13 protein-coding genes are annotated in these 13347 nt (G+C 75.9%); 7 read left to right on the forward strand and 6 right to left on the reverse strand.

What is annotated here, in order from left to right; genetic code table 11:
- Nucleotides 1-206: 206 nt before the first annotated feature.
- Both ACI782_RS19425 and ACI782_RS19430 read left to right on the forward strand, forming a co-directional pair.
- Nucleotides 207-1475, forward strand: a complete 1269-nt coding sequence (locus ACI782_RS19425) for a M48 family metallopeptidase (protein ID WP_456911726.1) — start codon at nucleotides 207-209, stop codon at nucleotides 1473-1475.
- A complete protein-coding gene (locus tag ACI782_RS19430; protein WP_456911727.1) occupies nucleotides 1472-2593 on the forward strand; it encodes a glycosyltransferase family 4 protein in 1122 nt (373 codons plus the stop codon). The genes ACI782_RS19425 and ACI782_RS19430 overlap by 4 nt, the downstream gene beginning before the upstream one ends.
- A 63-nt stretch (nucleotides 2594-2656) precedes the next feature.
- Here ACI782_RS19430 and ACI782_RS19435 read toward each other — a convergent pair whose 3' ends face one another.
- Nucleotides 2657-4450: an AMP-dependent synthetase/ligase gene (locus ACI782_RS19435; RefSeq protein ID WP_456911728.1), complete on the reverse strand. Its 1794-nt coding sequence runs from the start codon at nucleotides 4448-4450 to the stop codon at nucleotides 2657-2659.
- Nucleotides 4451-4603: 153 nt separating this feature from the next.
- Between ACI782_RS19435 and ACI782_RS19440 the strand changes: the two genes are divergently transcribed.
- Genes ACI782_RS19440 through ACI782_RS19455 form a run of 4 tightly spaced genes read left to right on the forward strand, consistent with a single transcriptional unit; the run spans nucleotide 4604 to nucleotide 7579 of the window.
- Nucleotides 4604-5035 carry an SRPBCC family protein gene (locus ACI782_RS19440; protein WP_456911729.1) on the forward strand — a complete coding sequence of 144 codons (432 nt, stop codon included), beginning with the start codon at nucleotides 4604-4606 and terminating at the stop codon, nucleotides 5033-5035.
- A 7-nt stretch (nucleotides 5036-5042) separates the two neighbouring features.
- Nucleotides 5043-6203 carry an ArsA-related P-loop ATPase gene (locus ACI782_RS19445; RefSeq protein ID WP_456911730.1) on the forward strand — a complete coding sequence of 387 codons (1161 nt, stop codon included), beginning with the start codon at nucleotides 5043-5045 and terminating at the stop codon, nucleotides 6201-6203.
- Nucleotides 6200-6571 (forward strand): hypothetical protein, encoded by a 372-nt coding sequence (locus ACI782_RS19450; protein WP_456911731.1) that lies wholly within the window; start codon nucleotides 6200-6202, stop codon nucleotides 6569-6571. The genes ACI782_RS19445 and ACI782_RS19450 overlap by 4 nt, the downstream gene beginning before the upstream one ends.
- The gene (locus ACI782_RS19455; protein ID WP_456911732.1) at nucleotides 6572-7579 is read left to right on the forward strand and encodes an ROK family glucokinase; all 1008 of its coding nucleotides are present in this window, start codon (nucleotides 6572-6574) and stop codon (nucleotides 7577-7579) included.
- 118 nt (nucleotides 7580-7697) lie between these two features.
- Here ACI782_RS19455 and ACI782_RS19460 read toward each other — a convergent pair whose 3' ends face one another.
- The 3 genes from ACI782_RS19460 to ACI782_RS19470 all read right to left on the reverse strand — a co-directional run bounded on the left by ACI782_RS19460 (nucleotide 7698) and on the right by ACI782_RS19470 (nucleotide 10503).
- Nucleotides 7698-8939, reverse strand: coding sequence for an ornithine cyclodeaminase, nickel-pincer nucleotide-dependent (locus ACI782_RS19460; RefSeq protein ID WP_456911733.1), 1242 nt, complete (start codon nucleotides 8937-8939; stop codon nucleotides 7698-7700).
- Between the two features lie 92 nt (nucleotides 8940-9031).
- The gene (locus tag ACI782_RS19465; RefSeq protein WP_456911734.1) at nucleotides 9032-9709 is read right to left on the reverse strand and encodes a hypothetical protein; all 678 of its coding nucleotides are present in this window, start codon (nucleotides 9707-9709) and stop codon (nucleotides 9032-9034) included.
- Entirely contained in the window at nucleotides 9706-10503 is a 798-nt protein-coding gene (locus ACI782_RS19470) for an alpha/beta hydrolase (RefSeq protein WP_456911735.1), read from the reverse strand. Before ACI782_RS19470 ends, ACI782_RS19465 begins: the two co-directional genes overlap by 4 nt.
- 127 nt (nucleotides 10504-10630) lie before the next feature.
- Between ACI782_RS19470 and ACI782_RS19475 the strand changes: the two genes are divergently transcribed.
- Nucleotides 10631-11395, forward strand: a complete 765-nt coding sequence (locus ACI782_RS19475) for a lysophospholipid acyltransferase family protein (protein ID WP_456911736.1) — start codon at nucleotides 10631-10633, stop codon at nucleotides 11393-11395.
- 146 nt (nucleotides 11396-11541) lie between these two features.
- Here ACI782_RS19475 and ACI782_RS19480 read toward each other — a convergent pair whose 3' ends face one another.
- A complete protein-coding gene (locus tag ACI782_RS19480; RefSeq protein WP_456911737.1) occupies nucleotides 11542-11844 on the reverse strand; it encodes a DUF6221 family protein in 303 nt (100 codons plus the stop codon).
- A 2-nt stretch (nucleotides 11845-11846) separates the two neighbouring features.
- Nucleotides 11847-13322 (reverse strand): glycerol kinase GlpK, encoded by a 1476-nt coding sequence (glpK, locus tag ACI782_RS19485; RefSeq protein WP_456911738.1) that lies wholly within the window; start codon nucleotides 13320-13322, stop codon nucleotides 11847-11849.
- Nucleotides 13323-13347 lie beyond the last annotated feature (25 nt).

Raw genomic sequence — 13347 nt, forward strand, 5'->3', positions numbered from 1 at the left:
GGAGGGGGGGGTGGGTGCGCACCCGCGCCGCGCCGGCGGGTGGGGGGGGGGGGGGGGGGGGGGGGGGGGGGCGGACCCCCCGCCCCCCCCCCCCCCCCCCCCCCCCGCGTCCGGAGCAGCTGGAGGCCCCGGGTGGCGGCCCCGCTTCGGCCCCGCCCCGGGCCTGCGAAGGGTGGGGAGGGCGGGGTCCTCCTAGGATCGGCCGGGTGAGCGCCCGCCGGGCCGCGCTGGTGGTCGCGGTGGTCCTCGGGGCGGCGCTCGTCGTCGTCATCGCCGTCCGGACGCCGTGGACGCTGCTGCCCGAGCCGCCCGGGGGGCGCACACCGATCCGGCCGGGAGCCGGCCTGCCGCCGGGGGTCGCCGAGCGGGCGGAGGCGTTCGCCGCCGCCCTCCGGCCGGCCTCCCTCGTCTCGCTCGTGCTGAGCCTGGCGACCTCCGCGGTCCTGGCCCTGACCCCGCTGGGCCGCCGGCTGGTGCAGGCGGTCGCGCGGCCGCTGGGCGGCGGCTGGGGCTGGCAGGTGCTCCTCGGCACGGCCGCGCTCGTGGTCGTCGGCCGCCTGGTCACGCTCGCGCCCGCCGCCTACGCCGAGGTGGTCCGGCACCGGTACGGGCTGTCCACCCGCAGCTGGTCGCTGTGGCTCCGCGACGTCGCCGTCTCCACCGCCATCAGCGCCGCGGTCACCGCCGGGGTCCTGCTCGCGCTGGTGTGGCTGGCCCGGCGCGCCCCCCGCACCTGGTGGGCCTGGGCGGCGCTGGTCGCCGCGGCGTTCGTGGTCGTCGGGTCCTTCCTCTACCCGGTGCTCATCGAACCCGCCTTCAACCGGTTCGACCCGCTGCCGGCCGGGCAGCTGCGCACCGACCTGCTGGAGCTGGCGGAGGAGAACGGCACCCCGGTCGCGGACGTGCTGGTCGCCGACGCCTCGCGGCGGACCACCGCGCTCAACGCCTACGTCTCCGGCTTCGGCTCCACCCGGCGGATCGTCGTGTACGACACGGTGCTCGACCAGCTCCCCGACGCCGAGATCGAGTCGATCGTGGCCCACGAGCTCGGCCACGTCAGCGCCGACGACGTCCTCACCGGCACGCTCACCGGGGCTCTCGGCGCGGCCGCGTCGGTGGCCGCGCTGGGCTGGCTGCTGTCGTGGACCCCGCTGCTCCGGCGTGCGGGCGTGGACGGCCCCGGCGACCCCCGGGTGGTCCCGCTGGCGCTGCTGCTGGTGGCCGTGGGCACGCTGGTGGCGACGCCGGTGCAGAACCTGGTCTCCCGGCAGACCGAGGCGCGCGCCGACCTGCACGCCCTCGACCTCACGGGGGACGCCGAGGCCTTCATCGCCATGCAGGACCGGCTGGCCGCCAGCAACCTCTCCGACCCCGACCCGCCCGCGGCCTGGCAGTGGTTCTTCGGCTCGCACCCCACCGGGCCGCAGCGGGTGGCCTTCGCGGAGGACTGGCAGCGGCTGCAGGAGGCCGGGTGAGGACGCTCGTCGTCACCAACGACTTCCCGCCGCGGCAGGGCGGCATCCAGACCTTCGTCGCGGCGCTGCTGGCCCGACGGCCACCGGACTCCCTCGTCGTGCTCGCCTCCCGGTCGCCGGGGTGGGAGGAGCACGACGCCGCGCTGCCCTATCCGGTGGTCCGCCGGCCGACCGGCGTGCTGTTGCCGACGCCGAGCACCGCGCGCGCCGCGGCCGACCTGGCCCGGCGCTACGGCTGCGACACCGCCTTCTTCGGCGCCGCGGCGCCGCTCGGGCTGCTGGCCCCCGCGCTGCGGGCCGCCGGCGTCCGGCACCTGGTGGGTGCCACGCACGGCCACGAGACCGGCTGGGCGGCCCTGCCGGGAGCGCGGCAGCTGATGCGGCGGATCGCCGGGGGGCTCGACGTCCTCACCTACATCAGCGAGTACACGCACGGCCGGCTGGCCCCGGCGCTGGGGAGCGCGGCCCGCATGGCGCAGCTGTCACCCGGGGTGGACGTCGACCTGTTCACGCCGAAGGCCGACGGCGGCGCGGTGCGGGACCGGTACGGGCTGGGCCGGGCCCCGGTGGTCGTCTGCGTCTCGAGGCTGGTCGCCCGCAAGGGGCAGGACGTGCTGGTCGCCGGTTGGCCGCGGGTGCTGGAGCGGCACCCCGACGCCCGGCTGCTGCTCGTCGGCGGCGGCCCGCTGGAGACCCGGCTGCGGCGCGCCGTCGCCGAGCGGGGCCTGTCGGAGTCCGTCGTCCTGACCGGGCCGGTGCCGCCGGACCGGCTGCCCGAGCACTACGCCGCCGGTGACGTCTTCGCCATGCCCTGCCGCACCCGCCGCCGCGGCCTGGACGTCGAGGGGCTGGGCATGGTCTACCTCGAGGCGGCCGCCTGCGGGCTGCCGGTCGTGGCCGGCACGTCCGGGGGCGCGCCGGAGACGGTGCGGGAGGGGGTGACCGGCCACGTCGTCGCCGATCCGCGGTCGCCGGACGGGGTGGCGGCGACGATCGCCGGCCTGCTCGACGACCCCGACCGGGCCCGGCGGATGGGCGCCGCCGGCCGCGCGTGGGTGGAGGAGCGGTGGTCGTGGTCGACGATCGCCGGCACCTTCGCCGCCCTGCTCGAACGCTGAGAGGCCCCGCTGCAGGGTCCCGCCCCGAGCCCTGCGAGGGGTGGGGGCAGCGGGGTCCTCCTGTCAGCGGGAGTAGAGGGCCTCGACCTCGCTGTCGAACTCCTTCATGACCACGGCCCGCTTCAGCTTGAGGCTCGGCGTCAGCATCCCGTTGGCCTCGGTGAAGTCGGTGGCCAGCACTCGGAACTTCTTGATCGACTCCGCCTTGGACACCGCCTTGTTCGCCTCGGCGACGGCGGTCTCGATCTCGGCGAGGACGTCGGGGTCCTCGGTCAGCGCCGCGGGCGTCGTGTCGGCCGGCTTCCCCTTGGACTCCAGCCAGGCGGGCAGCGCCTCCTCGTCGAGGGTGACCAGCGCGCCGATGAACGGGCGCTGGTCGCCGACGACGATGCACTGGCTGATCAGCCGGTGGGCGCGCAGCCGGTCCTCGAGCACCGCCGGGGCGACGTTCTTGCCGCCCGCGGTCACCAGGATCTCCTTCTTGCGGCCGGTGATCCGGATGAAGCCGTCGCTGTCGATGTCGCCGAGGTCGCCGGAGTGGAACCAGCCGTCGGCGTCGATCGCCTCGGCGGTGGCCTGCGCGTTCTGCCAGTAGCCGCGCATCACGATGCCGCCGCGGATGAGGATCTCCCCGTCGTCGGCGATCGCGGCCTCGACGCCGGGCAGCGGGCGCCCGACGGTGCCGATGCGGAACGCGGCGTCGTGGTTGACCGCGGCGGCCGCGGTGGTCTCGGTGAGGCCGTAACCCTCGTAGACGGTGACGCCGATGCCGCGGAAGAAGTGGCCGAGCCGCTCACCGAGCGGGGCACCGCCGGAGACCGCCCCGAGGCACCGGCCGCCGAGCGCCGCCCGCAGCTTGCCGTAGACCAGCTTGTCGAACAGCGCGTGCTGGGCGCGCAGCCCCAACCCGGGGCCGCCGGAGTCCTGGGCGCGCGACCAGTCGATGGCCACCTGAGCGGCCCGGTCGAAGACCTTCCCCTTGCCGCCGGCCTCCGCCTTGGCCTTGGCCTGGTTGTAGACCTTCTCGAACACCCGCGGGACGGCGAGCACGAAGGTCGGCTGGAAGGCGCCGAGGTCCTCGACGAGGTGGGACACGTCGGGGGTGTGGCCGATGACCGTGCGGGTCTTGACCGCGCCGACCTCCAGCACGCGGGCCAGCACGTGCGCCAGCGGGATGAACAGCAGCAGCGAGCCCTCCGCGTTGAGGAGCCGGCTCAGCAGCGTCATGCCGTTGCCGATCTCGAACAGGAAGTTCGCGTGGGTCAGCTCGCAGCCCTTGGGCCGGCCGGTGGTGCCGCTGGTGTAGATGATCGTGGCCAGGCTGGACGAGTGCAGCGTCGCTCGCCGGGCGGCCAGCTCGGCGTCGGGGACGTCGGCCCCGGCGGCGGTCAGCGTGCCGAGGGCGTCGTCGTCGATGACGAACACCGGGCCGAGCTCGGGGGCCTGGTCGCGGACCGACTCGACGGCCGCCGCGTGCTCCGGGCGCTCCACGACCGCCGCCCGCGCGCCGGAGTCGGCGAGGATCCAGGCGACCTGGTCGGCGCTGGAGGTCTCGTACACCGGGACGACGACCGCGCCGACGGCCCAGATGGCGAAGTCGAGGACGGTCCACTCGTAGCGGGTCTTGGCCTGCAGCGCGACGCGGTCACCGGCCTGCACGCCGGAGGCCACCAGGCCCTTGGCGACGCCGGCCACCTCGGCGGCGAACGCGCGCCAGGTGACGTCCTGCCACCGGCCGTCGCGGCGGACCCGCAGGCCCACCTCGTCGCCGTGCTGGGCCACGTTGGTGGCGAGCAGGTCGGGCAGGGCCTCGTCGGGGCCCACCTCGGTCGTTGCCGGGACGCTGAACTCGCGCACGCCTGGTCCTCTCCTCCCGCCCGGCCACGGCTCCGTCGCCTGCGGTCCGGGACGCGGACGTGTGCCGAATCTATCCGCTGGCCGCTACCCGGGAGTAGCAGGCGCACGTGCCACGAACGGGGGACCACACCCGGAACGGTTAGCCTGCTGCGCATGGCGGAGCAGTCCACCCAGTCGATCACCGTCGACGCCCCGGCGTCGGACGTCATGGCGGTCATCGCCGACTTCCCGGCCTATCCGCAGTGGGTGGCGGCCGCCAAGCAGGTCGAGGTCGTCGAGGCCGGCCCCGGCGGCCGCGCCCGGCGCGTGCACTTCGTGCTCGACGCCGGCATGGTCAAGGACGACTACGTCCTCGAGTACGACTGGGACGGCGACCGCCAGGTGTCCTGGCACCTGGTGACCGGTCAGATGCAGAAGCGCCAGGAGGGCTCGTACACCCTCGACGAGCGCGGCGGCCGCACCGAGGTCACCTACCGGATCACCATCGACACCCACCTGCCGCTGCTCGGCATGTTCAAGCGCAAGGCGGAGAAGGTCATCCTCGACACGGCTCTCAAGGAGCTCAAGAAGCGCGTCGAGGGCTGACCGGACCGTGCGCACGTTGCTCCTCACCGGTCCCGGTGGGGCCGGTACCACCACCCTCGCCGCGGCGGCCGCCGTGCGTGCCGCCCGCTCCGGCCGGCGCACCCTGCTCCTGGCCCGCCCCGGCACCCCACCGGTCGGCCCCGGCGCCGTCCCGGGTCTCACCGTCGACCCGGTGGAGCCGCTGGGCGCGCTGGAGGGGCTGTGGTCGACGGTGGCCGAGCAGGCGGGCGACGCCGTCCCCGGCGTGATCCTGCCCCCGCCCACGTCGGTGGTGCCGCTGCCGGGTGCCGGTCAGCTGGCGCTGCTGGCCCGGCTCGGCCGGGCCGTGCGCGGGTCCGAGGCCGACGTCGTCGTCGTCGACGCGGGCCCGCTGCCCTCCGGGGCCGCCCTGGTCGCGCTGCCCGGCGTGCTGCGCTGGTGGCTGGACCAGGCGCTGCCGACCCGGCTGCGCGTACTCGGCGCCGTCCGCACCGCCGCCGTCCGGTCGGGCACGGTCAAGCGCGGGCCGGTGGACGCCGCGCTGGACGCCGTGCCGGTCCTCGAGGAGCTGGTCGGCGGGCTGCCGCTGACCGACCCGGCCGTCACCGAGGTGCGGCTGGTGGCCACCCCGCGGCCCGCCGCGGTGGCGGCGCTGCGGTCGGCCGTGACGGCGCTGGCGCTGCACGGGCAGCGCCCGACCACCGTCCTCGCCCGCGTGCTGCCCGGCGGCGGTGCGGGGGAGTGGTGGGCGCGCCGCGCCGCCGAGCAGGACGCCGCTCTCGCCGCCCTGGCCGAGCTGGCCCCCGTGCGGCGGGTCGGGGAGTCCGCCGAGGCGCCGGGGGACGCCGCGGCGCTGGCCGCGCTGCTGCCCGAGGACGACGACCGGGGGCCGGCCGACCCGGTGACCCCCGTGACCGAGCGGGTGGACCGCGGCCGCAGGCTGGTGCTGCCGCTGCCGTTCGCCGAGCGCGCCGGCCTGGAACTGACCCGCTGGGAGGACGACCTCGTGGTCACCGTGGCGGGGACGCGCCGGTCGATCCGGCTCGACGCCCTGCTGCGGCGCTGCCTGATCACCGCCGGCACCCTCGCCGACGCCGGCACCGCGAAGGCGCGGCTCGAGGTCACCTTCACGCCCGATCCACAGCAGTGGCCGGCCTCGCTGCTGGCCGCCGAGGGGAGCACGACATGACCGACGGACCCGACTGGGTGGAGCAGGCCCGGCATCTGGTGACCGGGCTGGGGCAGACCCTCGGCTCGTCGCTGCGGGAGAGCACTCCGGACGGCGGCCACCCGGTCGACTGCCGGTGGTGCCCGGTCTGCCAGGTCGCGGCCGTGGTCCGCGGGGAGCGGCCGGAGGTCACCGCCGCGCTGGCCGACGTCCTCGGTGCGGCGGCGGCCGCCCTGCGCTCGTTCAGCGAGGCCGGCCGCGAGGCGACGCCAGGAGACGCCGCGCCGCCGCCGGAGGGCCCCGCGGCGACGCCGGATGGCCCCGGGACGGAGACGTTCCCGCCGCCCGCGGCCAGGACCTCACCGGTCCAGCGCGTCGAGATCGCCTGAGTGACCGAGACGCGGACCCCGCGCGACCCGGCCGCCGCCGGGCTGCCCGCGCTGGGCATCGACATCGGCGGCACGAAGGTCGCCGGGGGCGTGGTGGCCCCCGACGGGACGGTCCTCGCCACGGCGCGCCGGGCCACGCCAGGGGCGTCGGTCAGCGAGACCGAGGACGCCATCGTCGCCGTGGTGGAGGAGCTCGCCCTGTGGCACGGCGGGCCGATGGTCGGCGTCGGCGTCGGCGCGGCCGGCTGGTTCGACCGCACCGGGGACACCGTGCTGTTCAGCCCGCACCTGGCCTGGCGGAACTCCACGCTGCGCAAGGACCTCGCCACGCGGCTGCAGCGACCCATGTGGGTCGGGAACGACGCCGACGCCGCCGCCTGGGCCGAGTACCGCTACGGCGCGGCCGCCGGCGCCGACCTCGCGCTGATGATCACCCTCGGGACCGGCATCGGCGGCGGGATCGTGATGGGCGGCCGGCTGCAGCGCGGCTCGCACGGTGTGGCGGGGGAGTGGGGGCACATGCGCGTCGTGCCGGACGGCCGGCTGTGCGCCTGCGGCAACCGCGGCTGCTGGGAGCAGTACGCCAGCGGCACCGCGCTCGGTCACACCGCCCGCGAGGTGGCCCGCAACTCGCCGGCCGCCGCGGCGCTGCTGCTGGAGCGGGTGGACGGCGACGCCGACCGGCTCACCGGCGAGGACGTCGCCCGCGCCGCCGCCGAGGGGGACCCGCTGGCGCTGGAGCTGCTCGCCGAGGTGGGCTCGTGGCTCGGGCAGGGCATCGCCGACCTGGCCGCCGTCCTCGACCCCGAGGTCGTGGTCATCGGCGGCGGGGTGAGCGTGCTCGGCGAGATGGTGCTCGGCCCGGCGCGGGCGCGGCTGGAGCGGGCGCTGCCCGGCCGCGGCTTCCGGCCCGGGCCGCGGGTGCTCGCCGCCCGGCTGGGTGCCCAGGCCGGCCTGGTCGGCGCCGCGGACCTGGTGCGCCGCTCGGTCTCCGAGGGCGACGCCTAGCGGCGATGACGCCGTCGCCCTACCGGGCGACACCGCGGCCACGTGCCGTCCTCCTGTCGCGCTGAGCTCGTCCCGGCCCTCTTCGCGGAGGCCTCCGGCCCCCACTCGTCCAGCCGACTCACACTCCCGTGAGCTCGCGGGCCAGCTGCTCCAGGAACAGGCCGATGTCAGTGACGATGCCCATCGCCTGGGCGCTGCCGCGGTCGGCGAGCTTGGTCACCGTCGCCGGGTTGATGTCCACGCACACCAGCGGCACCGACGCCGGGAGGATGTTCCCGGTCGCGATGGCGTGCAGCATGGTCGCCACCATGATCGCGAAGCCGGCGTCCGGCAGCTGGGCGCGCATCGCCCGCTGACCCTCGATGACGTCGGTGTACACGTCGGGCAGCGGGCCGTCGTCGCGCACCGAGCCGACCAGCACGAACGGCTTGCCGGCCCGCACCATCGCGTGCATCACCCCGCCGGTCAGGACGCCGGACCGCACGGCCGCCGCGATCGAGCCGGCCCGCCGGATGGTGTTGATGGCCCGGATGTGGTGCTCGTGCCCGTGCGGCACCCCGGACCCCTTGGCCAGGTCGACGCCGAGTGAGGTGCCGTAGAGCGCGGACTCGATGTCGTGGGTGGCCAGCGCGTTGCCGGCGAACAGGACGTCGACGTAGCCGGCGTCCACCAGCCGCACCATCGCCGGCGCCGCACCGGTGTGGACGACGGCCGGACCGCCGACCCACAGCACCTTCTGCCCGGCCGCCTTGACCTCGCGCATCCGGTCGGCGATCTGCCGCACCAGCACCACCTGCGGCTTCTCGCTGGAGGCCACCGAGGACATGAAGCCGAACACCTCCTCCTCCCCGCGGGCCACCGCGGGCGGCATCTCGACCCGGACGCCGTGCGCGCCGCACACCACCGACTGCCCGGCCCGCACGTCGCTGACCGGCACGGTGCGGACGACGACCCGCCCGCCCTCCTCGGTGACGACGAGCCCGCAGTCCATCTCGGCGCGGTCGACCGGCAGCCACTCGCGGTCCAGCCGGACGAACGTGTCCAGGTTGGTCGTCGAGTAGAAGTCCTCGGGGAAGACGCCGTCGGCCGGAGCCGGGCGCAGGGTCGCCGTCCCCGGGGCGACGGCGTTGGCCCCGTGGGTCTGCAGCCGCATGACGATGCGCTCGAGCAGGTCGGGGTCGGCGGCCTTGATCTCGACGGTGGCGCGGGACTCGTCCTCGTGCTGGCGGCCGAGGTCGAGGGCCTCGATCCGGTAGTCGCCGCCGTACTCGAGGACGTCGTCGAGGACGCGGGCCAGGATGCCGGTGTCCATCAGGTGGCCGGTCAGGGTGACGGTGGTGGAGTGCAGTGCGGCGCCCACCCGCCGCAGGCTAGCCACACGACGTCCTCGGTGTGACTCCCCGCCCGCTCCGCTCCTCGCTGGTTCCTCGGTGCGATGCGCACGGGCCGTCGTCACACGACGGCGCCGTCGTCGCCGTCGTCGGTCGTGCGGTCCCGCATCCGTGACACCAGGACCCCGACGCCGCCCACGACGGCGGCCACGCCCAGCACCAGGCCGACGTCGACCGACAGCCCGAGCGCCCGCGGCGCGACGATGAGCACCGCGCCCGCGGCGATGAGCAGCACCGCGTACAGCGAGGCGGGGGCCGGAGCGGGCACCGGCGGGGGCGGCGGCGGCTCGAAGTGCTCGTCGGGCCGGTCGAGGACCTCGGGCTCGGCCGGCGCGGGCGGCGGGGCCGACGACGGCTCCTCGTCGACGACCGTCCGGCCGTGCTCGGCCTCGAACGCGGCCACGATCCGCGCCCACTCGGCGTCCTCGTCGAGGTCGCGCCGGGGCGCCCGCGACGCGCGGGTCCGCTCCTGCACGTGCTCGTCGACGTGCTGCTCGACGAGGGCGCGGCCCTCCGCCGAGCGCGCCCGGTCGACGAAGATCCGGTCGGAGGGCGGGCTGGGCAGGGAGACGGTCCGCGTGTAGGGCTCGACGTCGGTGGAGGGCTCCAGGTAGGCGGCGATGCCCGCGTCCCGCAGCACGTCGAGCAGGTGCTCACCGACCCGCGGGTCGACGTCGCGCACCGGGGTCCAGAGGGCGGCGTCGAGCCCGTTGTCGCGCCGTCCGCGCCGGCCGGTCACGCCCCGGCCTCCATCGCGGGCATGCGCTCCCGGATCCAGTCCACGGACCCGGCGAAGACGCGCGGGGCGTCGTTGTCGAGCGTGGCGACGTGGTAGCTGTCCTCGAGCAGCACCTCGGTGGTGTCGGTGCTGGCCACGCCGGCGAGCAGCACGCGCACCGACGCCGGCTCCACCACGTGGTCGGTGACACTGCGGAAGACCAGCAGCGGCGCGGTGACCCGGCCGAGGTCGGCGCGGGTCGCCGTCCACAGCCGTCGCAGTCCCAGGACCGCGCGGGTGGGCAGTTTCGGGTACGCCCGCTCGTCGACGCCCGGCTTCTTGATGTCGTTGGCGATCGCCTTCCAGCTCGGGGTGAGCCGGGCCAGCACCGGGAGCAGCTTGGCGTCGAGGCGCTCGGTCAGCAGCGAGGGGTTGACCAGCACCAGGCCGGCCACGTCGTCCGGGCGCAGCTCGGCGAGCCGGATCGCCAGCGTCCCGCCCATGGACAGCCCGGCGACGACCACCCGGTCGCACTCGGCGGCCAACGCGTCGAACGCCGTGGCGACGGCGGCCACCCACTCCTGCTCGGTGGTGAGGTTGCAGTCCTGCCAGCGGGTGCCGTGCCCGGGCAGCAGCGGCGCGCGGACGGCGAACCCCTCCGCGGCCAGGTGCTCGCCCCAGGGCCGCATGCTGAACGGCGAGCCGGTGAAGCCGTGGACGAGCAGCACGCCCGTCCCGGCACCGGCCGGGCCGCCCGGGAAGGCGAACGGCTCGGCGCCGGGCCGCACGGCGGCGGGTGCCTCGTCAGTGGGCACGGCAGGTCCTCCTCGGCGCCGGCGGCGGGGGCCGACCGGCAGGGTGGGCGGGGCGCGACCGGCGACGTGGACCTGCGATTGTCCATCCGCCACCGGGCTCCTTAGTCTGGCAGCCCCCGAGGGAGGCGTGTTGTTCTACTGGTTCCTCAAGTTCGTGGCGATCGGCCCGGTCGTGAAGCTGGTGTTCCGCCCGCAGGCCGACGGCGAGGAGAACGTCCCGCGCACGGGCGCCGCGATCCTCGCGAGCAACCACCTGTCCGCAGCGGACTGGGTGTTCATGCCCCTGTCGCTGCGCCGCCGGGTCACCTTCCTCGCCAAGTCCGAGTACTTCACCGGCACCGGCGTCAAGGGATTCCTGCAGCGGGCCTTCTTCACCGGGTCGGGCCAGGTCCCCATCGACCGCACCAACGCCTCGGCGGCGGAGAACGCGATCCGCACCGGCCTGCGCATCCTGCGCGAGGGCAAGCTCCTGGGCATCTACCCGGAGGGCACCCGCTCACCTGACGGGCGGCTCTTCCGCGGCAAGACCGGGGTGGCCCGGATGGCGCTGGAGACCGGGGTGCCGGTCGTGCCGGTGGCTATGGTCTACCGGCACCGCTCGCTGCCCCTGGTGGGGAAGCGGCTGCCGAAGGTGAGCATCCGCTTCGGGAAGCCGCTGGACTTCTCCCGCTACGAGGGGCTGGCCGGCGACCGGTTCGTCGAGCGGTCGATCACCGACGAGATCATGTACGAGATCATGACCCTGTCGGCGCAGGAGTACGTCGACGTCTACGGCGCCAAGGTCAAGAAGACGATGGACGCCACCGGAGCCAGTGCCGCCGAGGTGGTCCGCCGCATGGAGCCGCCCGCCACCGAGGCCGGCGACCGCGAGCCGGACACCCTCGCCGGCTGAACCCGCCGGGCGGACCGGCAGGCGCGGGTAAGCCGGGAGGGGTCGCCCCGTCCAGGGGCTCGCCGCGGCCCCGTCCGGAGGCTCGCCGCGAGCCTGCGAGCGGTGAGGAGGACGGGGTCGTCCCCCGGTGGGGAGGACGGCGTCCTTCAGGGCCGCCACTCGTCGCGGTAGTGCGGGTGGTCGGCGTAGGTCTGGCCGATCAGTCGCAGCGCGTGGTCCATGGTCCCGCCGCGGGCGCCCTGCTCCTCCAGGTCCCGGAAGTACTCGACCAGCTGGCGCTTGGCGGCGGCGTCGCGCAGCACGTGGGCGACCAGCGCCCGGTTGGTCGGCGCGGGGCTGGCCTGGACGAAGCGGGCGGCCTCCTCGTCCTCGTCGAACCGGGCGAGCAGGAACTCGACGAGGTCGCCGTCCCGGGTCGGCAGGTCGCGGTGGCGTCCGGTGGTCTCCACGGTCAGGCCGTCCAGCCGCCGGCCCGGCCCACGGCCGCGCGCCAGCGCTCGTGCCGGCCGTCGTCCCGCCGCCCGGGCTCCGGCTCGAAGCGGCGGTCCAGGGACCAGGTGTCGGCGAGCTCGCCGGTGCTGCGCCACACCCCGGTGCCGAGGCCGGCCAGGAACGCGGCGCCCAGCGCTGTGGTCTCGGTGACCACCGGGCGGCGCACCGGCACGCCGAGCTGGTCGGCCTGCAGCTGCATGAGCAGGTCGTTGGCGCTGGCGCCGCCGTCGGCGGACAGCTCCGGCACCGCCAGCCCCGCCTCGGTCGCCATCACGTCGACGACGTCGCGCACCTGGAAGGCGATCGCCTCGAGCGTGGCGCGGGCGAGGTGCGCGCGGGAGGTGCCGCGGGTGATGCCGAGGACGGCGCCGCGGGCGTGCGGGTCCCAGTACGGGGCGCCCAGCCCGGTGAGGGCCGGCACGAAGACGACGTCCCCCGCGTCGGGCACCGTGCGGGCCAGCCCCTCGATCTCGGCGGCGGAGTCGATGAGGCCCAGGCCGTCGCGCAGCCACTGGACCGCGGCGCCGGTGACGAAGATCGACCCCTCCAGGGCGTAGACCAGCCCGTTGCCGAGGTCCCAGGCCACGGTGGTGAGCAGCCCGGCGTCCGAACGGACCGGCGCCGAGCCGGTGTTCTGCAGCACGAACGAGCCGGTGCCGTAGGTGCACTTGCTCGTGCCGGGGGAGTAGCAGGCCTGCCCGAACAGAGCCGCCTGCTGGTCCCCGGCGATGCCGGCCACCGGCAGCGCCAGGCCGAGGAACGCGTCGGGGTCGGTGGTACCGACGACGCCGGAGCTGGGCACCACCTCGGGCAGCGCCGCCCGGGGGACGTCGAACAGCGCGCACAGCTCGTCGGACCAGGTCCCGCGCTCGAGGTCGTAGAGCAGCGTGCGGGAGGCGTTGCTCGGGTCGGTGACGTGCACCGCGCCGCCGGTGAGCCGGTGCACCACGAACGAGTCGACGGTGCCCAGCGCCAGGGTGCCGTCGCCGACGCCGGCCCACAGCGCGGGCTCCTCGGCGGCGAGCCAGCAGAACTTGGTGGCGGTGAAGTAGGGGTCCAGCCGCAGGCCGGTGAGCTCGGCGACCCGCGGCTCGTGTCCGGCCTCGCGCAGCCGGTCGCAGATGCCGCTGGTGCGCCGGTCCTGCCAGACGACGGCCGGCCGGGGAGCCCGGCCGGTGCGCCGGTCCCACACCACGGCGGTCTCGCGCTGGTCGGTGATGCCCACGCAGGTCGGGGCGACGTCGGAGCCGGCCAGCGCGGCGCGGCAGGCGGCCAGCGTCGCCGTCCAGATGTCCTCGGGCTCGTGCTCGACCCAGCCCGGGCGCGGGAAGAGCTGCGCGAACTCGCGGTAGCCGCGGGAGAGGACGTCGCCGTCCTCGCCCACGACCAGCGCGGTCACCCCGGTCGTCCCCGCGTCGATCGCCAGCACCGGCATGATCGCCAACCTAACCCGCCGCCTA

The sequence above is a fragment of the Geodermatophilus sp. SYSU D00703 genome (assembly GCF_054050155.1).